The organism is Pseudomonas sp. PA-5-4B (assembly GCF_021606215.1).
GTDB classification, from domain to species: domain Bacteria; phylum Pseudomonadota; class Gammaproteobacteria; order Pseudomonadales; family Pseudomonadaceae; genus Aquipseudomonas; species Aquipseudomonas edaphica.
In genome coordinates this window covers 1-20828 of sequence record NZ_WKDB01000093.1, presented here as the reverse complement: position 1 = coordinate 20828, position 20828 = coordinate 1, and the positions used below count along the sequence as shown (strand labels likewise).

Below are 20828 nucleotides of genomic sequence, written 5' to 3'. Positions count from 1 at the left end.
GCCCTCTGCCAAGGGCAACGAGCAAAATTTGGACCTCGTGTACGCCGGGCTGGCGGTGCCTGGTCCCGTTTGACGGACCTTCCAATTTTGAATTGGTATTAATCAAACTGGGCGATGTGTAACCGGGCGTGTTGGTGGGCAATACGTTGCCGACCGTGAGCCTATTTGGCAGTTTTGGCGACGCCAGAATGCTGGGCTTCAAAATGGGTATCTCCGGCACTATCCAGATTGTCTCGCGCACCTGCAGCACGCCGGATGTGAACGTCCCTATGGGTACACATCAGACCAAGACATTTACGGGAGTCAACACTGCCAGCGCCTGGGTCGATTTTGCCATTCGATTAAATGATTGCCCGGCGTTTACGGGGACCTTCAGGACCACAGGTCCCGGTTGGATTTCCCAGAGCGGCAATTCACCCTCCGGCAGCAGCACGCCTGGCACCGTGGTCAATAACACCCTGCAATATCGCGTCGACCCGGCGCGGACTGCGATCAACGGCGGCAATGGCGTGCTGAGCCTCGACTCTACAACGGGCGGCAGTGCACCTGCCGCCACAGGCGTAGGTGTGCAGGTTGCAACCCCTAACGGAATCGGCTTGCCTTTAGCGACGAATCAAAACAGTGGCCTGGCCCTGCGAGCGACCGAGGGCAGCTATTCAATCCCGTTGCGCGCACGTTATCTGCAAACCCAGTCCAAGGTCACGCCGGGGCCGGCCAACGCGTCGGCAACGTTTACGATTATTTATCAGTGATGGAGTACGTAAGACTAATCGCGAGGATGCGAAAGATGCCAAATAAAGCACTCAGGATTCTGATCGCAGATGACCAGCATTTCTCCCGGTTGAGGATCGAGCGTGCCCTGAACCATCTGGGTTACTACCGGATTGCGCCGATGCACCGGCTGGAGGAGGTATTAAGCGCGCTGGAGTATGACTGCGAACCCTTGGACCTGCTGATCATCAACGCTTCACTGGTGAAAGGCGTGAAATTTGATCTGTTTTCGTTCTGCATGGACAACCCGTACGTGCGTTACGCAATGATCTACGATGAAAGGCAATCGGGTATCCCGGCGTTTCTGGTGTGCCGTCAGGACAAGGTATTGATCAGTGCATTGCCGTTGCCGGACCTCGACACGCTCACCCAGCTCATGGCCAGGGTTGATCCCAGCCTTGTGGCCACTGCACGCAACAGAGAAGTGGGGGTGTAGCTTCACGGTGGCTCACCGGTTGTTGCGAATGCCATCGCCCATGCGCGATGATCTGGCACTGTCAGCGCCTGGAGTACAGTGATGCAATCGCTACCCATACCGCCCTCCATCAAGGGTGTGTTACTTGAGCTGCGCCCGCTGGAAACCGGGGATTTCGAGGCCCTGTATGGCGTCGCCTGCGACCCGTTGATCTGGGCCCAGCACCCCAGCCCCACGCGCTACCAGGAACCGGTGTTTCGCGAATGGTTCGAGCAGGCGCTGGCATCCCCCAGCGTACTGGTGGTGATCGACCTTGAGAGCAACAGGGTGGTGGGCAGCTCTCGTTACTATGACTTCAGTGAGCCGCAACGTGAGGTGGCCATCGGTTACACGTTTCTGGCCCGTGAAAAATGGGGCGGCGGGGCCAATGGCGAGCTTAAACAACTGATGCTCAAGCACGCCTTTCAGTGGGTCGATACCGTATGGTTCCACGTCGGCGCCGACAATATTCGCTCGCAGCGGGCGATGGAGAAAATCGGCGGGCAGCTTTCGCATACCTCAATAAAAACCTTCGCAGGGCGTTCGCAAGAGAATCGTTTTTATAAAGTTGAGCGGGCTGCATTTGAGCGCTCCGTAATGGGCGAGCGCTACTGATTTCGGCAATTCGATCTATATTCAAAAGGGCAGTCCCTTCTGGAGTGAATGATCATGTTCAAATCTCGCTCGTTGGTAGTCGTCATCACTTGCATTGCCCTGGTCGCGGGCTCGGCGACGGCGTTGGCTGATCCTGGTAACGGGAAGGGGCAAGGCCATGGCAACGGCAACGGCAACGGCCATGGGGGGCAGGGCAAGAAGGGCAAAGGCGGCGATTCGCAATATGCTCCCAGCATTGATCGAGGCAGCGTGCTAGGCGTGCTGGGTGGCTATCGTGATTATTGGCGGCCTGGCCCATCACTGCCACCTGGCGTACAAAAGAACCTCGCTCGAGGAAAGCCGCTGCCTCCAGGGATCGCAAAAAAACTGGACGGCCGATTACTCGGCAGGCTGCCTCATTACGACGGCTACGAATGGCAGCAGGCAGGCACGGATTTGATCCTCGTGGCAATTGCTTCCGGGATCATCTACGAAGTGCTTAACGGCGCTTTTGACTAGTGCGCTGAAAGCCTGGCGCACGATAAACGTATCGTTCGCCGCCCTCTAAGCAACCAGACTAAATGGCAGGGCCCTTCAGCTCGATCCGGTTGTCATCTGGATCGTTGAAGTAAATCGACCAGCCTGTCCCGTCTGCGCCATAGCGCTTCTGCGCCTTTTCCGCAAACACACCCGCCTCAGCCAAGTGGTTGAGAATCGCGGACTCATCAAAAGGCTCAACCCTGAGGCAAACGTGATCGACGTTATGCCTCTGCTTGCCCGCCGGCTCCCCACCCTCACGGCCGATCGACCCGTTCACATCGACCAGGTCAATCAGGGACGTCCCGGCACTCAGGTGGATCATGCCGAGGTCGTCACGGCGTTTTTTGACCTCACAGCCCAGTACCGAGGTGTAAAACGCCAGGCTGCGGGTGATGTCTTTCACGCGTAAAACAACATGATCTATATGTTGGATTGAAAAGGTGCGCATTGCGATCATTCCTGTTTGATCATTGGTTTTGGTGTCGCCAAAGTCTTCAACTTAGCTGATTCTGGAAAACGAGTGCTGCATTTAACCCGTGGCATCGGCCCAGGACAGTCCGCCAACCCGCTTGGTGCAATGCCAGGTTGGCTGCGTAGATCACTGATCTGACAAGGTTTTTCAGCTCAGGATGAGCACGATAAAGGTGCGCCTCGACCTTGCATCCAAGCGCCGGGGTCTATATATTCCCAACCCTGCAACACCGCGCTACCGCCCGAATGGCGAAACTGGTAGACGCATGGGACTTAAAATCCCCCGCTCGTAAGGGCGTCCCGGTTCGATTCCGGGTTCGGGCACCATAGATATCAAGGGCTTGCATGATTTTTCATGCGAGCCCTTTTTCGTTTGTGCTACCCCAAATTAGAAAACTCCACCGCTCGTTTTGTCGGCATGACCTGTTTGCCGATCCTTTTGCGTGTGTATCCCTCCTGACATTCCCCTGATCCTTCGCGACCTTTGCTTTTACTCAGAGCAAAGCGGCAACGCGTTGATTCTTTGTTCGGTTTTTGTAACAGATTGTTTGCGGCAGGCGCAGAAACCTATAAAGTTAACCTTTCGGTCAGCTTTGCACTGTCAACTCCAGCCTTTTGTTTCCAGCGAAAGCGCTCCTGCAAGGATCGAGACCCCCAGAACATAACTAAAAGGGCGGACCCATAACCGCCCAGAGGATGATCCATGTCCAACCGTGATATCTCCCGGCGCTCGTTCCTTCAGGGCGGGCTGGTGGCGGGTGTGAGCGTGACGCTTACACCGCTCAGCACCCAGGCGCTGGCTGCCTTGATGGAAAACAGCGTGACCGTGCCGTCCGAGCAATGGCTGGGCAACAACGGCAAGGCGCGCTCGCGTAACGACGCCTTGTCCAAGGTCTGCGGCAGCAAAGTCTTTGCCCGCGACATCCGCGCCAAGGACATGCCGGGCTGGCCGCAGCAGCAGGGCCACGCCATGTTGCTGAAAACAACCAAGGCCGATCGCATCTACGCCGGCTACGATCTGTCGTGGCTCGGTGCCGATTTGCAGCCTGACCGCATTGTGACCGCCGCCGACCTGGACAAGGACGGTATCGTCTTCCCGGAAGAACACGCGCCGGATCCGCTGCTGCCGGAAGGCAAGGTGCCGATGTTCATCGGTCACCCTGTGGCGATCCTGATCTGGAACGACTTCGAGCGTTTCCGCCAGGCCAAGGCCAAACTCAAATTCAATGACAAAGCCATCCGTTACGGCGCCCAGGTGCCGTACTACGAACGTGACCCATACGGCAGCTTCCGCTACGTGCGCGTCGGCGGTGCGACCTCGGCGGACGAGGATGAATTCGCCAGCCTCAAGGATTCGATCCTGTTCCCCATGCTGAAAAACCGTCGCCCGGTGTGGAATTCCCAGCCGGACCTGCACGGCAACCTGACCGAGCGCGGGCTGTTTTACGCCGACCGGATGCAGCAGCAAATCGACGCGCCGCCCGACAACTGGCTGGTGTTCGACGAGCGCTACAAAACCCCGTCGATTGAACCGGCGGCGATGGAGCCGGACAACGGCAACGGCTGGTACGACCCGGCCACCAAAACCTTGCACTTTGTTGTCGCGACCCAATGCCCGCTGGAAGCCGCCACCGAAACCGCAAAAATGATCGCGCCATCGCGCTTCGGCCTGGCGAATCTGAACATGCACCCGGGTTACACCGTCGGTTACGGTTCCAAGGACCACAACATTTTTGTCTACTACGCAGCCCTGGCCGCGTTGTATGGCGCCGGTGTGCCGGTGCGCCTGGCCAACGACCGCTATGAGCAGTTCCAGAGCGGCATCAAGCGTCACCCCTTCGACATTCGCTACCAATTGGCGGTGGACAAAAACGATCACAGTTTCCAGATTTTCCGCGCCGAGATGAACGTCGACGGTGGCGGGCGGATCAACTACAGCCCTTCGGTGGCGGCGGTTGGCGCCACGGCAGCGCAGTCGATCTACTACATGCCGCAGAACGATTTGCAGGTCACGGCCTACCATTCCCGCGCGGTTGAAGCGGGTTCGATGCGCGGTTACGGCACCCTGCAGAGCATGGCCTCGACCGAGATGATGGTCGACGAAATCGCCGGGCGTCTGGGCATCGACGCCATCGACCTGCGCAAGAAAAACGCCATGCTCTCGGGCATGAAAAACACCCAGGGCGCGGTGCCGGCCGGGGCATTGCGCTTACACGAGATTCTCGACAAAGCGGCTGCCCACGACGTCTGGAAAAACCGCGACCAGATCAAAAAGACGCGCGAAGCCGCTGACCCGGATAACTGGTATGGCGTGGGTTTTGCCATCTGCCAGAAAGACTTCGGCACCGGTTCCGAGGCACCGATGGCCAGCATCGAATTCACCGCCGAAGGCCACGTGACGTTGCGCCATATCGGCATTGAAATCGGCACCGGCATGTCCACCTCGCAAGCGCTGGTGGTGGCGGATTTCATCGGCATTCCGGCCACGCAAGTGAAGACCGGCGAAACCGAATGGCAAGAGTTGCAACTGATCACGGGCGGCAACCCTTACGTCATGAGCCAGGCCGAGCAGGATGGTTTTTTGCGCAACCCACGTTGGGTCGGCAAACTGGCGTCGGCCTCGTCGGCGACCAATTCTGCGTATTACTTCAGCCACGCCACCCGTGAAGCCTCTCGGGTGCTGTTCAACCACGGCCTGTGGCCGGCGGCGTTGCAGATCTGGGGCCAAGGCCCTTACGGCGGCCAGGCCAACCCGTATGTGGTGCGCCGCGAAGACGCGCATTGGGTTGACGGCAAACTCACCGCCAACGGCATGCAGCCGCTGAGTTTTGCGCAATTGGCCAAACACGCCCATGAAAAAGGCCTGGTGACCGGCGCTACCGTGCACGGCTTCAACCGCTGGAGCTGGGCCGAGGCCGATTACAGCATCGACGGCGTGCGTGAACGCCTGCCGCTCGACGGTCTGGCCGTGAAGTACGGCGACGGCGCGCCGAAGGCGAAACAGGCGCAAATGACCAGCAACGGTTTCCACCTGCTGGATCGCCAGAACGTCCACTACCCGGACACCCAGTTGAACAACGCGGCGGTGACTTACTACAGCCCGGTCGCGACGCTGGTGGAATTGAAAGTGAACAAGGGCTCCGCCGACGTGCAAGTGCTCAACCATCACTCGTGGGTCGAGTGCGGTCGGGTGCTGGTGGAAGAGCTGGTCAAGGGTCAGCTCGAAGGCGGGATCGCCATGGGCATTGGCCATGCGTTGATGGAAGAGATGCCGCTGTACGAAGGCGGGCCGGGGGAGGGTGACTGGAATTTCAACCGTTACCGTTTGCCGATGGCCCGCCACGTTGCGGTGTGGAACCAGACGGCCGAAATCCTGGCGCCGCTGTCGCCGAGCGACCCGTCCAAGGGCATTGCCGAAGTGGTGATGATCCCGATTGTCGGCGCCATCGGTAACGCCGTGGCCCACGCCATCGGCAAACGTGTCCGCGACCTGCCCATCACTTCTGCGCGCATCAAGGAGGCCCTCAATGGCTAACCGTCCGTTTCAACTGACCCTCAACGGTCAATCCGTCGGCCCGGTGGACATCCCTGATGACCTGCCGATGATCGATTACCTGCACGAATACAAAAACCTCACCGGCTCGCGCCTCGGCTGCGGCCAGGGCATTTGCCACGCCTGTGTGGTGATCGTCGACAACCCGGACGGCACCAGCGAAGAAGTGCGCACCTGCATCACGGGGGCACACTATTTCGAAGGCAAAAAAGTCCGCACCATCGAAGGCCACGCAACCCGCGACGATCAGGGTAAAGTCACTGAGCTGAACCCGATCCAGCAGCGTTTTGTCGATGAATTCGCCTTCCAGTGCAGCTACTGCGCGCCGGGTTTTGTCAATGCCGCGACCGTGCTGGTCGAGAAGCTGCAGCGTCAGCCCATCGTCAAAAGCCAGCTGGAAAAAGTCATTGAGGACAGCCTCGGCCACCACATCTGCCGCTGCACCGGCTACGTGCGTTACTACAACGCGACCCGCAACGTGCTGACCGATCTCGGCCTGGTCAAGGAGGGTTAAGCATGAAGCAACTACTTTCCCGTCTTGCGCTGGCGGTTGGCCTGGCCGCGCCGGTGGTGTTGGCGCACGCGGACGATCAAGTCAAACGCGGCGAATACCTCGCCCGCGCCGCTGACTGCATGGCCTGCCACACCGCACCGGGTGGCGCACCGTTTGCAGGCGGTCTGCCGATCATTTCGCCGTTCGGCACCATCTATGGCACCAACATCACCCCGAGCAAAGAGCACGGCATTGGCCTGTACACCGATGACGAATTCTTCGCCGCGCTCACTGAAGGCAAACGCCGGGACGGCGCGAATCTGTACCCGGCAATGCCGTACACCTCGTACCACCTGATGCCCCGTGCAGATTCGGACGCGATCCATGCGTACCTGAAAACCATCGAGCCTATCGAGCGTGCGGCGCCGGTTACCCGCCTGAGCTTTCCGTTCAACGTGCGTCTGGGCCTGATGGGCTGGAACATGCTCTACGGCAAGGATGTAAAACTTGCCCCGACCGAGGGCAAAAGTGAAGCATTCCAGCGTGGCCAATACATGGTCGAGGTGCTCGGCCACTGCGGCGAATGCCACACGCCACGCGGGTTGCCCGGCGCAATGCAGCAGGATAAACGCCTGACCGGCGGCCTGCTCAATGGCTATCTGGCACCCAGCCTGTTGGCCAATGACCTGGCCGCTCGCGGCTGGAATCATCAGGACCTGAGCACGTTCCTCAAGCACGGCATGAGTGCCCAGGGCACGATGTTCAATGAGATGTTCCCGGTGTTCCACAACAGCACCCAGGGCCTGAGCGATCCGGACCTGGCCGCCATGGCGACTTTCCTGCTGGGCGATCAACCGCCGGTGGCCAAGGTGCTGAGCGAGACGTCGCTGGACGCCATGAGCCCAAGCGCCCAACGCGGCCGCCAGGACTATCTGAACGTCTGCGCCGGTTGCCACGCGCCGAACGGCGAGGGCAAGCCGCACATCGCGGTGGCCATGCGCGGCAACACCACGCTGCGCCTGGAAGACCCGCGCAACCTGCTGCGGGTGATCGAGGACGGCATCGGCGAGCAGCAATTCACCGGGTTCGAGCGCATGCAACCGATGCCGGGCTTTGCCGACAAGCTCAATCACCAACAGCTGACCGACCTGCTCAACTATCTGCGCCAGGGTTGGGGTGGCCAGTCGAGGGAGCTGGCGGTCAGCGACGTGCAGAAGTTGCAGGCCGATGCACCGCCAGCCGAGCACAAGGCGCACTGACATCTAGCATCTGCTGCAGGATCCAGATGGGAACCGGGTTAATCTGTTTTCAACGCCTGAACAGCTCAGACAAATGGCTGCCCACTGAAACCGCGTGGCAGGCGCTGCAGCCCAGGCAAGTCGGTGAGGCGTTGCGTCCAGGCACTGCGCCAGTCAACGGCAGTATGGGTTTTGGCTTTGCGCGCGGAGCGGCGGGCAGCGTTGCGCTGGGTGCGGCGCGCTTCTTTGTAGGCGTCGGTATTGCGGCAGGTGCGGCATTTGACTCGGTTCAGCTCGGTGCTGGAGGTGAGGTTGGTGCCGTGATGGCCGCAAGCCAGATGCCCGGCGACCTTGAAGTGAGTGACCATGTAAGCGTCTCCTTCTTATGGGGGTACGCGCGGCCATAAAGCAGCGGCGGCGCGTGGGCAGGGCGCGGGCAAACAACCCCGCGCCCTCAGGGTTGTGACCTCGCAGGCGGCGCGGCGTTCGGTTTTATTCCGGGGGCAGTTCACGTTACCCTGCGGTGCCAACAATCATGAAAAGGAGTGAGTGATGAGCGTCGAAACCTTGCCGCTGGAAGGTAGTTGCCGTTGTAACCGGGTGCGTTTCAGTGTGAGTTTGCCGCCGGTAATCACCATGGCGTGCCATTGCAACGGCTGCCAGAAGATGACCGCCAGTGCGTTTTCCCTTAGCGCGTTGATTCCGGCCGCAGGCTTCACCGTGACCCAGGGTTGCCCGGTGATAGGTGGCTTGCACGGCGTGGACCGCCATTATTGCTGCCCGCACTGCATGAGCTGGCTGTTTACGCGCCCCCATGGCATCGATGAGTTCGTCAATGTGCGCGCAACCTTGCTGGATAACGCCCGCGATTACGTGCCGTTCATGGAAACCTGGACCAGCGAAAAACTGCCTTGGGCCGCGACGCCGGCGCTCGAAAGCTTCGCGCAACTGCCCGAGCCGCAGGACTTCCCGCGCTTGATGCAGGCTTACGCCACCTTCAGTGCCCGCTGAGTTCAATCAATCAGGGCTAGCAAGTCGGTATCACCGACGTCCACGCCCGCCTGGGTCAGCAACGTGGTTGCCTGGCCCCGGTGGTGGGTCTGGTGGTTGAAAAAATGCACCAGCAGCGCGAAGAACGGCTTGTGGTTCGCCACGCCGCGCATGTTGTGGTACTGCAAGCGTTGGTCCAGATCGGGCTCGCGCAGGCTGTTGGCCCAGTCGATGATCAGTTGGTCCAGCCAGGTGCGGCGGGCCGCCAGCTCGCGCAGGTTGGCGAAAGCCAGTTGCTTCAAGTCAGAGGGCGTGGCAATCGACGTTAATGGCGCCAGCCGGGCAAAGCCTGCCGGATGCTCGGCAAATCGCTTGAGCCACACCGTGTCCCCCAGCGCCAGGTGATTGAGTGTGCCGAGGATCGAGCCGAAGAACGCCTGCCGGTCCGTGGTCAGCTCTGCGTCGGTAAGCTGGCTGGCGGCGGCATAGACTTTGCGGTTCATCCACTGGTTGTAGTCAGCCATCAACACTATGTGCTCAAGACGGTTCACAAGGTTTCTCCTTCAACGTGGTGAGGCCATCATAAGGCGTGCCCGCTCGGCGGTCTTGGTGTTCCTGCGCAGGCGGGCTATGGTTGTTGAACGCCAATATTACGCTGCGGGAGAGTGACACCATGAATACCGGCAATTTACTGGAACAACTGCTGCGTGCCAGCCAGCAAGGCGGCTCAGGCGGTGCGCAGGGCGGTGGGCTCGGCGGCCTGGGTGGTTTGCTGGGCGGCTTGTTGAACAGCTCCGCCAGTGGCACCAACGCTTCGGCAGGTGGCGGGCTGGGTGGTTTATTAGGTGGCCTGGGCGGATTGTTGGGCGGTGCACCTGCAGGTGGCACCCCCCAAACGCGCTCCGGTGGGATGAACTACGCAGCATTGGCCTCCTTGGGCATGGCGGCTTTCCAGGCGTACCAGGCCTGGCAACGCCAGCAGGCCAGCGCACCGCAGCAAGCCATCCAGACGGTTGACCAGCTAGATGGTCAGGAAGCGCAAGCTCATAGCCATGCGGTGTTACGCGCTCTGATCGCGGCAGCGAAGGCCGACGACAGTATCGATGACAACGAAAAGCAAATGATCTCAGCCGAGATAGGCCGCCATACCGACGACCCTCAATTGCAGCAGTGGCTCGACGAAGAAGTCGCCAAGCCGCTGAACGCCGCCGATTTTGCCGAATATGCCGCTGACCCGGCGCTGGCGACCGAGGTCTACCTGGCCAGCGTGATGCTGGTCAATGACCAGGCGCCGAAGGAGCGCAGCTATCTAGACGAACTGGCGGCGCAGTTGCGACTCGAACCAGAGTTGCAACTACACCTGGAGCAGCAAGCTAAAAAACCTTAAAAACGCACGGTCGCGCCGGTGGTCAACCATTGGTTGTGATCACCGGTGAGGCTCTGCCCGACCACTACATCCACATCCACCAGCTTGCCCACATGGAACCGCGGCCCGGCCTGCCAAGCCTGGTCGCCGCCTTCCTGGCCGTAGCGCTCCCCGATCAGCGTGAGCGCGTCTGCCAACTGGTACTCAAAGCCTGCGCCCCACGTCAGGCGGTGGTTTTGTTCACCGCCGTTGTAGGCATGGGTCCAGCCGCCATTGAGGCTCAGGCGCAATGCCTGCACCGGTTGCCAGGTCAACGGTACATTAAAGTCCGCGCCGTCGAATGCATGCTGGCGGTCCAGGGCAAAGTGGCTGGTGGCAGACACCGCGATTTGCAGCCCCAACGCCTCCTGCGACCACACTTGGGCCTTTACCTGCGGGCTGATTTGCGTCTCGGCATCCCCCGCATTGCTGGCGCGCGACAGTGCTGCACTCCATTCCACGGCAGGTAGCGCGCTGAAGGTACACGCCGGGTTAAGCGTCTGGTTATGAATGTTGCCTTGATGCCGGTTGGCGGTGTACCAGGCGTCGACGCTGCACTCGCCCGGATCGTTGATCCCGCCGTCGTCGACCACATAGGAGCCGCCGGCCGCCTGGGCTTTGGAAAACAGCGCGATCAGTAAAATAAGGCCCAGTGTGGTGCCGATAAATATCAGGTTACGTTGCAGCGCGCGGCGCTTGGCCGGTGGCAGCAACAGCAGGGTGTGGCGAGCGCCGCGATAATGGCGCGCGCGATATTTGGCAAACCCGTCGTGACGGTCAGGGCTGTGTTTTTTGTGCATGATGCACCTCGCTTGAATTCAGCTTTCTACGGTCAGCACCGAAATGCCGCTGGCTTTGGCCTGGCAGACCAGCTCCGAAGTGTCGTCACCACCCGGCAGGGCGATGATCACGTCGGGGCGGCTGTCGGCGAGCATGAAATGGTTGCGCTGGCGTTCCGCCTGCTTGCCGTGGCGTTGCCAATTGGGCGGGTAGCGCACCACGTCGATGCTCATTTCCCGCGCCCATTCCTCGATGTCGCTGCCCAGGAACTGGTTGCCGCCGTGTATCAATACCTGCACCGGGCGCAAGCGGTGGTAGGCGTCCAGCACTTGGCGGGTCTTTTTGGTGTCGGCGTAATGACGACCTGCACAGATCAGGATGCGCATAGTCAGGGTCCTTGTGATGCACGGTGGCGATCGGGCGACCGCCACCGTTTAAACGGCGGGGGTGATCAGTACCACTGCTTGAAGCGGCGGATGTAGATCGTTTTCATCAGTTGGGCCACGCAGCAGTAGGCGAGCAGGGTACCGACCAGCCATGGGAAGTACGCCAGCGGCAGCGGCTCCAGGCCCACCAGGGTGCCCAGCGGCGAGAACGGCACGTAGATCCCCAGGCAGATGACGATGGTGGTCATCATCAACACCGGCCAGGCAGCCGTGCTCTGGAAGAACGGGATCTTGCGGGTGCGCAACATATGCACCACCAGGGTTTGCGAGAGCAGGCCCTCGATAAACCAGCCGGACTGGAACAGCGTCTGCATTTCTACGCTGTTGGCACTGAACACGTACCACATCAGCGCAAAGGTGGTGATGTCGAAGATCGACGAGGTCGGCCCGATCCAGATCATGAAGCGGCCGATGTTTTTCGCATCCCACTTGCGCGGTTTGGCCAGGTATTCCTTGTCCATCTTGTCCCACGGCAAGGCCAGCTGGGAGATGTCGTACATCAGGTTTTGCAGCAGCAGGTGAATCGCCAGCATCGGCATGAACGGGATGAACGCACTGGCCACCAGCACCGAGAACACGTTGCCGAAGTTGGAGCTGGCGGTCATGTTCAGGTACTTCATGATGTTGCCGAAGGTTTCGCGGCCCTTGAGCACGCCTTCTTCGAGCACCATCAGGCTCTTTTCCAGCAGGATGATATCGGCCGATTCCTTGGCGATATCGGTGCCGCTGTCCACCGAAATACCCACGTCGGCATCACGCAGCGCCGGGGCATCGTTGATACCGTCGCCGAGGAAGCCCACGGTGTGGCCGTTGGCTTGCAAGGCTTTGAGTACGCGGGACTTCTGCAGTGGCGTGAGCTTGGCAAACACTGTGCGTTCTTCGACGCGACGCAGCAGCGTGGCATCGTCCATCGCTTCGATTTCCACACCCAGCAGCGGCTGGCCGGGTTCGAGGCCGACCTGGCGGCAGATCTTGCTGGTGACCACAGCGTTGTCACCGGTCAACACTTTTACCGCTACGCCGATTTGTTGCAGTGCGGCAATCGCCGGGCCTGCGGTTTCCTTGGGTGGATCAAGGAAGGTCAGGAAACCCTGGATCACCAGGTTGCGCTCATCGGCCGTGGTGTACTGCTGGCGCGCCATGGATTTAGGGATATTGCGGGTCGCCACCACCAAGACGCGGAAGCCGTCTTCGTTGTAGTCGTTGGCCAATGCCAACAGTTCTTCACGGCGTTGATCATCCAGCGGCACGGCGGTGCCACCTTCGAGCATGTGCGTGGAGATGCTCAACATCTCTTCCACGGCGCCCTTGCACACCAGCAACTGGTCGCCGGCCGTGTCGCGCACCACAATCGACAAGCGACGGCGTACGAAGTCGAACGGCAGTTCATCGACCTTGCTGTAGGCCAGTGGCAACTGGAACTTGGGGTTCTGCTCCGAGAACTGCACCACGGCCTGGTCCATCAGGTTCTTCATGCCGCTCTGGTGGAAGCTGTTGAGCCAGGCCAGGGACAGCACTGCGTCATCACGCTGGCCGAAGGCGTTGACGTGATGCTCGAGGATGATCTTGTCCTGGGTCAGCGTGCCGGTCTTGTCGGTGCACAACACGTCCATCGAACCGAAGTTCTGAATCGCATTGAGGCGCTTGACCACCACTTTGCGCTTGGCCATGGCCGTTGCGCCTTTGGCCAGGTTGGCGCTGACGATCATCGGCAGCATTTCCGGGGTCAGGCCCACGGCAACCGCCAGGGCAAACAGGAAGGCATCGCCCCAGTCACCTTTGGATAAGCCATTGAGGAAGAACACGATCGGCACCATCACCAGCATGAAGCGGATCAACAGCCAGCTGACGCTGTTCACCCCACGGTCGAAGGCGGTTTGCACGCGGGAGCCGACAATTGCCTTGGCCAGGGAGCCGAAGTAAGTGCGCGGCCCGGTAGCGACCACCACGGCCTTGGCGCGGCCGCTGACCACGTTGGTGCCCATGAAGCAGATGTTCGGCAGGTCCAGCAGGTTGCCTTGGTCGGCCGCCAGTGTAGAGGCGGATTTTTGCGTGACATCGCCCAGGGTGTCGTACTTCTCTACCGGCAAGGCTTCGCCGGTCAGCACGGCCTGGCTGATAAACAGGTCGCGGGATTCGATCAGGCGGATATCGGCCGGAATCATGTCGCCGGCAGACAGCTGCACGATGTCACCGGCGACCAGGTCGCGCATCGGCACTTCGCGCAGGATCGGCTGGCTGCCGACTTGCTCGCGGCGCAATACGGTGGCGGTGGTGCGCACCATGGCTTTGAGGGCTTCGGCGGATTTGGCCGAGCGGTGCTCCTGCCAGAAACGCAGCAGGCTGCTGAGCAGCACCATGGTCATGATGATGATGACCTTGGTCAAATCCACTTCTTCACCGGCCTGCAATGGTAACCAGTAGTCAGTGACAAAGCTGATCCCGGCGAGCGTCAGCAGTACATAGATGAACGGGTTGTTCAGTGCCTGCAGGAACTGGACGATGGCGTGAGGCGGCTTGTCGTGGGCCACTTCGTTGTAGCCTTCGCGTTGCAGACGTGCCGAGGCGTCCAGTTCGGTCAGGCCGTCCTGGGTGGCACGCACATTGGCGAGGGTGGCCGACAGGCCGTTCTGGGCTTCACGGGCGGCACGCATCGACAGTTTGGTGTCGGTGTCGGTGCCATTCTTTTTGTGCAGAGGCGTGTTTTTTACGGCGCTCATTGTCTGTACTCCTGTCGCCAATTCTCGACAAAACATACCCGGTACTTACCTGAATACAGGCGAGCGAAAGCATGCCGAGCCGCGGACTTCGCGATCGGTTTAAATAGGGTGTTCACATAACTTCTACAGCGCCCGCCAAGTGCGCGTTAGTTAACTGGCGCGCAGCGGGCTACTACTGGATGTGTTCATAACGAACTCCAGAATAATTATCAGGAAGTTGCTGTTTCCAGCTGGTTTAAGCGGCGCGATTGCTCAGGTAAAAACCGAGCAACAGGCTGGCTTGAGCCAGGGTGGAAACCTGAGGTCTCTGCGGGTCTTGAGGGTCGGCGTGGTCCCAGTGCTGCAGCAATTGGCCGCTGGCAGGGCAGACACGCCAGTGCGCCAGCGGGGGAGCTGGGCGCAGCTGATCTTTACTGGCTAGGGGAGAGGGTGCAGCAAAGGCCGAGCGGGTAGGTGAAAAGCCAGCGGGCTCGCGGCACAGCTTGGCGCGCAGGGCTGCGGCTAGCGTGCGAATGTCAGGCAAAACAATCAGTTGAAAGGTCATAACACACCTCGGGACCGGACGGGCGACCGGTGAGGCAGTTACGGTGGAGCATCAAGCTCTAGCGCAGCTTACCGGACCTGGAAGGCGAGTCCTGTCATATTCTGGGTTTGGCGCCCGATGCCCGCGTGAACGGTGCTCGGACAGCGACTAGATACTGTGTCCATTGGCTTCTTTTGTGAGGTTTAAAAAAGGCCCCAGTTGTGGGCAGGGGCAATCTACTTAGCTGGTTGCAAAATGTCAACGCAGGATGAGTTAAATTACCCTGTGTTCAGAGTTCATTCAGATAAGAGGCGCAGACAAGTTTCACCTTATATAACTTCATATGCCTTGCGCGGCCAGAACTGCCAGATAAATCAATACCACACCACAGGCGCCATAACTGATGCGTTGCCATAACGCTGAGGCGTTCTTGCGCAGCAGGTTGACCAACGCTGCAATCAGAAAGCAGGACAACACCGAGGCCAGCATAAAGCCTGCAAAAAACATCAGCGTTTGCCCATGGCTGGGCGCAGCCCCGACGATGCCGGACAAGGCGCTGCCCAGCGCGCCCCAATAGACGATGTTTTTCGGGTTAGCCAGTGAAATCGCCGCGCCCACCGCCAGCGCATTTTTCCCGGAGCTGGCGGGCGCGTCGCTCGCCTCGGGCAAGCGCCAGGCATCAATCAAGCTGCGGATACCCAGCCAGGCGAGGTACAGCGCGCAGACCACCGTCAGGGGCACACGCACCGCGTCATGCTGGATCAGCAAGGCAATGCCGGTGAGACCGATCACCGCCCACACCGCATCGCCTACCAGCGAGCCGATCTGCACCAGCAAGGCCGGGGTAAAACCGTGCAGCAAGCCACGGCGCAACGTTTCCGCCAGCACGGCACCGGGCGAGAGGCAAAACACAAAACCGAATACCAGCGCATAAAAGAAGATCGTTAACATGCCCGCGTTCCTTCAAGAAAGTCCAGGCAGTGTGGCGATGGGGAAAGCGTTCGTCTTGAACCAGATTGCGCTGTTCAGCGCTTCAACACGCTTTGATAGCGGCCGGGCGTGATGCCATAGGCGGCGCGAAAATGGCGGTTGAGGTGGCTTTGGTCAGCAAAGCCCAAGTCATGGGCGACTTCGCCGGCCGCCACCCCGTTGCGCAACAGGCTTTTGGCGCGGCGGGTGCGCAGTTGCATCGCCCACTGGCGCGGGCTGAGTCCGGTTTCCTTCTGGAAAGCGCGCAGCAGATGGAATTTGGACAATCCCAGCTCATCGCCGAGGTGGCCTAGAGGCAACCCTTGATGCAAGTGTGCAGCGAGCAATTCCTGGGCTCGGTTGATCATGCTTTTGCCCGTTGCCATGCTGCCAGGCACACGTACACCACTGACGCCGACCACTTCACCCAGTAGCAACACCAACGCCTCTTCATTGAGATCGCGGACCAATGCATCGGTACTCAAGGCGCCTTTCACCGCTACAGCCAGGCGCTGCGCCAGATCAGGTTGGAAGCACAACGAGCGATCGAACTCCAGCTGCGCCAACCCAAGGTCAGCCGCCAGCTGATCGGCTGTGGCATACAGGCTGACAAAGTGCCAAGGCGCGCCTTGCGCCGCGCCGCCGCCCTGAATCTGACCGGGGTTATACAGGGTAATGCTGCCCGGCCCGGCCTCGAATTCGCGGCGGTCCAGCCAGACCTTTTCCTCACCGACCAGGTTGACGCCGATTACACACTCATCATGGCTGTGTCTGGCAAAGGTCAGGCCCGTGCAGGCTGTACTGCTGACTTCGTAGTTGCCCAGCAAGGCGTGGTGCAGAGTGCTCATGATTCAGCTCAGGATGCGGTTGGCACGAGCATACGCCAGCAGGGCTGCTCAAATCGACCGTTGGTTGACACGCTGCGACAGCTCATCGGCGCTTTCCTTGCGCTCCGAATAGCGGTCCACCAGGTCCGGGCGATCACGCAGCAAAACGGTGAACTTCACCAACTCTTCCATCACATCCACCACGCGATCGTAGAGCGCCGATGGTTTCATGCGGTCCTGGTCATCGAACTCCATGAACGCCTTGGGCACCGAGGATTGGTTGGGGATCGTGAACATGCGCATCCAGCGCCCCAGCACGCGCAGTTGATTGACGGTATTGAACGATTGCGAGCCGCCGGACACCTGCATCACCGCCAGCGTTTTGCCCTGGGTCGGGCGAACGGCGCCGAGGGCCAGCGGCACCCAGTCGAGCTGGGCCTTGAACACTGCCGACATCGAACCGTGGCGCTCGGGCGAGCACCACACCTGGCCTTCGGACCATTGCATCAGGTCCAGCAGCTCCTGGACTTTAGGGTGATCGATGGGCGCATCGTCGGGCAACGGCAGGCCCGAAGGGTTGAAAATTCGCGTGTCGGCTCCGAAGTGGCGCAACAGCCGCGCGGCTTCTTCCACCAGCAAGCGGCTGAATGAGCGCGGGCGTGTGGAGCCGTAAAGCAGCAGGATGCGCGGCGGGTGGCCTGGCCCGACAGGCAGCGGGCCTGCGAGGGTGCTGTTGAGGTTGGGCAGCGTGGTCATTATGTCCTCCGGTTAAAGCGCTGCGATGCGGGCCAGTTCTGCCTTCAACTCGGCAGCGCTGAGTTGGGCGAAGGGCAAGGCCAGGAACGCCTTGCAACGCCTTTCGATGGTGCTGAGCGTGGCCTTGAAGGCGGCGTCTACACGGGCCTCGTCACCCTGAACATCCGACGGGTCTTCCAACCCCCAGTGCGCCTTCACCGCCGGCCCGAAATACACCGGGCAGGCTTCACCCGCAGCTTTATCGCACACGGTAATCACCACATCCGGCGGGCTGCCCTCAAAGGCCTCATTGCCCTTGCTGTACAGACCTTCGGTACTGATGCCCGCTGCCTGCAACGTGCTCAGGCTGCGCGGCAGCACCTGGCCCTTGGGAAAGCTGCCGGAGCTGATCGCCTTGAAACCTGGCGGCGCCAGGTGGTTGAACATCGCCTCGGACAAGATGCTGCGGCAGCTGTTGGCGGTACACATGAACAGGACTTTCATAGCGGTATTTCCTTCAGAGACTCAGGCGCAAGGCGAGGGCGGCGAGGGTGATCAACAGCACCGGCAAGGTCAGCACGATGCCGACCTTGAAGTAATAACCCCAAGTGATGGTGATGCCTTTGCGCGCCAGGATATGCAGCCACAGCAAGGTGGCCAGGCTGCCGATCGGAGTGATTTTGGGGCCCAGGTCGCTGCCGATCACGTTGGCGTAGATCATCGCGTCCTTGACCACGCCCACGGCATGGCTGGACTCGATCGACAGCGCGCCGATCAGCACCGTCGGCAGGTTGTTCATCGCCGACGACAACAGCGCCGTCAGCACGCCGGTGCCCATGGCCGCGCCCCACACGCCGTAGGTGGCAAAAGTGTCGAGCCAGGTCGCGAGGTAGGTGGTCAGGCCGGCGTTACGCAGGCCGTAGACCACCAGGTACATGCCCAGGGAAAACACCACGATCTGCCACGGCGCTTCTTTCAACACTTTGCGCGTAGAGATCTTGTGGCCCTTGGCGGCGATCACCAGCAGCAATACGGCGCACACGGCGGAAATTGCACTGATGGGAATGCCCAGCGGCTCTAGCGCGAAACAACCCACCAGCAAGATACCCAGCACCCACCAGCCCGCGCGGAAGGTCGCACGATCATGGATGGCGCTGGCGGGGTCTTCCAGGTCGGCCGGGTCGTAGGCCTGGGGAATATCGCGGCGAAAGAACCACAGCAGTACCGCAAGGGTGGCGGCGACACTGACGAAGTTCACCGGCACCATTACTGCTGCGTACTCGTTGAAGCCGATCTTGAAGTAATCCGCCGAGACGATATTCACCAGGTTCGACACCACCAGCGGCAAGCTCGCGGTATCCGCGATAAACCCAGCGCCCATGACAAACGCCAGGGTGGCCGCCGGGGAAAAGCGCAAGGCCAGCAGCATCGACATGACGATGGGCGTGAGGATCAACGCGGCGCCGTCGTTGGCAAACAGCGCCGAGACCAGCGCGCCCAGCAACACCATATAGGCAAACAGCCGCCGGCCACGCCCACGGCCCCAGCGCGCCACGTGCAGAGCGGTCCAGGCAAAGAAGCCGGCCTCGTCGAGCAACAGGCTGATGATGATCAGCGCAACGAAGGTGCCGGTGGCGTTCCAGATGATGTGCCACACCACCGGAATATCCGCCAGGCTGATCACCCCGCAGGCCAGGGCCAGAATGGCGCCCATGCTTGCACTCCAGCCGACCCCAAGGCCTTTGGGCTGCCAGATGACCAGAACGATGGTGAAGATAAAAATGCCAATTGCGACAAGCATGAATAAACGCTCCGATGGCTCAGCAGCAGGTGCTGGCCCGTTGTGGTCGGTCACCCATGGCATCAAGACGCTGCGCGTCGTGGTGCAACCAGGGTTGGTTGGCTTGCAAGGTAGTGTCCAGCACTTGCGTGACCCAGGCGGGCAGTGCCGGGTTGATGCGGTAGTAGATCCATTGGCCCTGACGACGATCCAGCAGCAGCCCGCAACTGCGCAGTTGCGCCAGGTGCCGGGAGATCTTTGGCTGGCTGTCGTCCAGAGCATGGATCAGTTCGCACACGCAAAGTTCGCCTTCGCGCAGGATCAATAACGTCAAGCGGGCGCGAGTCGCGTCAGCCAGGCATTTGAACAGGGTGGGCGGTGAGAAGGGGGCCGACATGATCAGGGTCTTCTTTGTATATGGTTATCCGAATATACGAATATACATATATGTAGGTCAATTCCTGAATTCGATTGATGTGGATCAAACCCCGCTCAATCCACCACAAGTGACTGAAATTAAAATGAAACACGAATGTCCTAAAGTGCCTGCCCATTGCTGATGAAGGATGAACCCGCGTGACCCGTGCCACTCGCAACCTGCGCAAGACCCTCGATTCCGTCGCGGACAATAACGAAACCGCGGCGTTTGACCTGATGCGCGCCGTCGAAAAGCTCGGCGATGAAGTGCTGCGCCAACGCCTGCTCAACACCATTCACCGGCTCAATCAGGACGCCCATGAATTGCGTGAGGCGCGCGACTCGGTGGAGCAGGTATCGGTCAAGCTCGCCTGAGTGAGCAAGATCGTTCAAGACAACCCGCTTTAAACGCTGGCATGCTTGTCGACTGTCTGTCGATGAGCCGTCTCCATGCCCACTGCCTTACCGCATTACGCCTTCGCCCGCGGCGCTATCGCCGTTATCCCGTTATCCCTGGCCTGTGCGCCGTGGGGGCTGCTCGCCGGCTCCATGGCCATTGATGCGCAGTTTACCCCGCTGCAGGCCCAGGGCTTGTCCGCCATCGTGTTTGCCGGTGCCGCGCAGCTGGTGGCCATCGGCATGGTCAAGAGCGGCGCCAGCCTGATCTCGATCGTGCTGACCACGCTGCTGCTGACTTCCCAACATTTGCTCTACGGCATGCACATGCGCCCGACACTCTCGTCACTCAACGCCCGCTGGCGCATGAGCCTGGGCTTTCTGCTGACCGATGAGTTCTTCGCGCTGGTCAACCACTATGACCGCGAGACGTTCAATCGCTGGTATGCGCTGGGGGTGGGCCTGACGTTCTACATCGCCTGGAACCTCTTCACCCTGGCTGGCATCGTGCTTGGCAAAAGCATTCCCGGGCTTGACCAGTTGGGGTTGGAGTTTTCGATTGCCGCCACCTTTATCGCGTTGATCACACCCGTGGTGCGTGATGTGCCGACGGTTGTGTGCGTGGCGGTGTCGTTGCTGTTTTCGGTGTGGTTGAGCTTTTTGCACTGGGAGTCGGCGGTGGTGGTGTCCGGGGTGTTGGGCATGAGTGCGGGGTTTGCCTGCAAG

24 protein-coding genes and 1 tRNA gene are annotated in these 20828 nt (G+C 60.3%); 12 read left to right on the top strand and 13 right to left on the bottom strand.

Going from position 1 to position 20828, the window contains the following annotated elements; translation table 11 throughout:
• The first annotated feature begins 134 nt into the window (after positions 1-134).
• The 4 genes from GIW28_RS28205 to GIW28_RS28190 all read left to right on the top strand — a co-directional run bounded on the left by GIW28_RS28205 (position 135) and on the right by GIW28_RS28190 (position 2338).
• Positions 135-752 carry a fimbrial protein gene (locus tag GIW28_RS28205; protein ID WP_236490456.1) on the top strand — a complete coding sequence of 206 codons (618 nt, stop codon included), beginning with the start codon at positions 135-137 and terminating at the stop codon, positions 750-752.
• A 35-nt stretch (positions 753-787) separates the two neighbouring features.
• Positions 788-1207 (top strand): hypothetical protein, encoded by a 420-nt coding sequence (locus tag GIW28_RS28200; RefSeq protein WP_017138852.1) that lies wholly within the window; start codon positions 788-790, stop codon positions 1205-1207.
• Between the two features lie 81 nt (positions 1208-1288).
• Complete coding sequence (locus tag GIW28_RS28195) at positions 1289-1840, top strand: GNAT family N-acetyltransferase (protein ID WP_176992174.1); 552 nt, start codon at positions 1289-1291, stop codon at positions 1838-1840.
• A gap of 54 nt (positions 1841-1894) precedes the next feature.
• Positions 1895-2338 (top strand): anti-virulence regulator CigR family protein, encoded by a 444-nt coding sequence (locus GIW28_RS28190; RefSeq protein ID WP_236458990.1) that lies wholly within the window; start codon positions 1895-1897, stop codon positions 2336-2338.
• Between the two features lie 58 nt (positions 2339-2396).
• Here GIW28_RS28190 and GIW28_RS28185 read toward each other — a convergent pair whose 3' ends face one another.
• Positions 2397-2807: a VOC family protein gene (locus GIW28_RS28185; protein WP_017138850.1), complete on the bottom strand. Its 411-nt coding sequence runs from the start codon at positions 2805-2807 to the stop codon at positions 2397-2399.
• Between the two features lie 263 nt (positions 2808-3070).
• Between GIW28_RS28185 and GIW28_RS28180 the strand changes: the two genes are divergently transcribed.
• The 4 genes from GIW28_RS28180 to GIW28_RS28165 all read left to right on the top strand — a co-directional run bounded on the left by GIW28_RS28180 (position 3071) and on the right by GIW28_RS28165 (position 8135).
• A tRNA-Leu gene (locus tag GIW28_RS28180) sits at positions 3071-3157 on the top strand.
• Positions 3158-3533: 376 nt separating this feature from the next.
• On the top strand, positions 3534-6365 hold the full coding sequence (locus GIW28_RS28175; RefSeq protein WP_236458992.1) for a xanthine dehydrogenase family protein molybdopterin-binding subunit: 2832 nt from the start codon (positions 3534-3536) through the stop codon (positions 6363-6365).
• Positions 6358-6897: a (2Fe-2S)-binding protein gene (locus GIW28_RS28170; RefSeq protein WP_017138848.1), complete on the top strand. Its 540-nt coding sequence runs from the start codon at positions 6358-6360 to the stop codon at positions 6895-6897. Before GIW28_RS28175 ends, GIW28_RS28170 begins: the two co-directional genes overlap by 8 nt.
• A gap of 2 nt (positions 6898-6899) precedes the next feature.
• Positions 6900-8135, top strand: a complete 1236-nt coding sequence (locus tag GIW28_RS28165; RefSeq protein ID WP_236448031.1) for a c-type cytochrome — start codon at positions 6900-6902, stop codon at positions 8133-8135.
• 65 nt (positions 8136-8200) lie between these two features.
• On the opposite strand, the gene GIW28_RS28160 is transcribed toward GIW28_RS28165, so the two are convergent.
• Positions 8201-8482, bottom strand: a complete 282-nt coding sequence (locus tag GIW28_RS28160; RefSeq protein WP_017138846.1) for a hypothetical protein — start codon at positions 8480-8482, stop codon at positions 8201-8203.
• 184 nt (positions 8483-8666) lie between these two features.
• Between GIW28_RS28160 and GIW28_RS28155 the strand changes: the two genes are divergently transcribed.
• Positions 8667-9125 (top strand): GFA family protein, encoded by a 459-nt coding sequence (locus GIW28_RS28155; protein ID WP_017138845.1) that lies wholly within the window; start codon positions 8667-8669, stop codon positions 9123-9125.
• Positions 9126-9127: 2 nt separating this feature from the next.
• Here the strand turns inward: GIW28_RS28155 and GIW28_RS28150 are convergent, their stop codons facing one another.
• A complete protein-coding gene (locus GIW28_RS28150; RefSeq protein ID WP_017138844.1) occupies positions 9128-9655 on the bottom strand; it encodes a DinB family protein in 528 nt (175 codons plus the stop codon).
• Positions 9656-9777: 122 nt separating this feature from the next.
• Between GIW28_RS28150 and GIW28_RS28145 the strand changes: the two genes are divergently transcribed.
• A complete protein-coding gene (locus tag GIW28_RS28145) occupies positions 9778-10491 on the top strand; it encodes a tellurite resistance TerB family protein (protein WP_236448030.1) in 714 nt (237 codons plus the stop codon).
• Here the strand turns inward: GIW28_RS28145 and GIW28_RS28140 are convergent.
• The 10 genes from GIW28_RS28140 to GIW28_RS28095 form a co-directional block, all read right to left on the bottom strand.
• On the bottom strand, positions 10488-11309 hold the full coding sequence (locus GIW28_RS28140) for a hypothetical protein (RefSeq protein WP_170037506.1): 822 nt from the start codon (positions 11307-11309) through the stop codon (positions 10488-10490). The genes GIW28_RS28145 and GIW28_RS28140 overlap by 4 nt on opposite strands.
• A gap of 18 nt (positions 11310-11327) precedes the next feature.
• Positions 11328-11675, bottom strand: a complete 348-nt coding sequence (locus GIW28_RS28135) for a DUF2493 domain-containing protein (protein ID WP_026013827.1) — start codon at positions 11673-11675, stop codon at positions 11328-11330.
• A gap of 65 nt (positions 11676-11740) precedes the next feature.
• Positions 11741-14455, bottom strand: coding sequence for a magnesium-translocating P-type ATPase (mgtA, locus tag GIW28_RS28130; RefSeq protein WP_236458993.1), 2715 nt, complete (start codon positions 14453-14455; stop codon positions 11741-11743).
• Positions 14456-14690: 235 nt separating this feature from the next.
• Positions 14691-14999 carry a hypothetical protein gene (locus GIW28_RS28125; protein WP_099549718.1) on the bottom strand — a complete coding sequence of 103 codons (309 nt, stop codon included), beginning with the start codon at positions 14997-14999 and terminating at the stop codon, positions 14691-14693.
• A gap of 318 nt (positions 15000-15317) precedes the next feature.
• Entirely contained in the window at positions 15318-15929 is a 612-nt protein-coding gene (locus tag GIW28_RS28120) for a LysE family transporter (protein WP_017138838.1), read from the bottom strand.
• A gap of 74 nt (positions 15930-16003) precedes the next feature.
• Entirely contained in the window at positions 16004-16795 is a 792-nt protein-coding gene (locus tag GIW28_RS28115) for an AraC family transcriptional regulator (RefSeq protein ID WP_236448088.1), read from the bottom strand.
• Positions 16796-16843: 48 nt separating this feature from the next.
• A complete protein-coding gene (gene arsH / locus GIW28_RS28110; protein WP_419789517.1) occupies positions 16844-17533 on the bottom strand; it encodes an arsenical resistance protein ArsH in 690 nt (229 codons plus the stop codon).
• Between the two features lie 9 nt (positions 17534-17542).
• Positions 17543-18013 (bottom strand): arsenate reductase ArsC, encoded by a 471-nt coding sequence (locus GIW28_RS28105; protein ID WP_236458995.1) that lies wholly within the window; start codon positions 18011-18013, stop codon positions 17543-17545.
• 13 nt (positions 18014-18026) lie between these two features.
• The gene (locus GIW28_RS28100) at positions 18027-19310 is read right to left on the bottom strand and encodes an arsenic transporter (protein ID WP_017138833.1); all 1284 of its coding nucleotides are present in this window, start codon (positions 19308-19310) and stop codon (positions 18027-18029) included.
• A gap of 19 nt (positions 19311-19329) precedes the next feature.
• Complete coding sequence (locus GIW28_RS28095; protein ID WP_138454111.1) at positions 19330-19686, bottom strand: metalloregulator ArsR/SmtB family transcription factor; 357 nt, start codon at positions 19684-19686, stop codon at positions 19330-19332.
• Positions 19687-19865: 179 nt separating this feature from the next.
• On the opposite strand from GIW28_RS28095, the gene GIW28_RS28090 reads away from it, so the two are divergent.
• Positions 19866-20081, top strand: a complete 216-nt coding sequence (locus GIW28_RS28090) for a hypothetical protein (RefSeq protein WP_017138831.1) — start codon at positions 19866-19868, stop codon at positions 20079-20081.
• A gap of 75 nt (positions 20082-20156) precedes the next feature.
• On the top strand, positions 20157-20828 hold a 672-nt coding region (locus GIW28_RS28085; RefSeq protein WP_236490455.1), incomplete at its 3' end, for an AzlC family ABC transporter permease.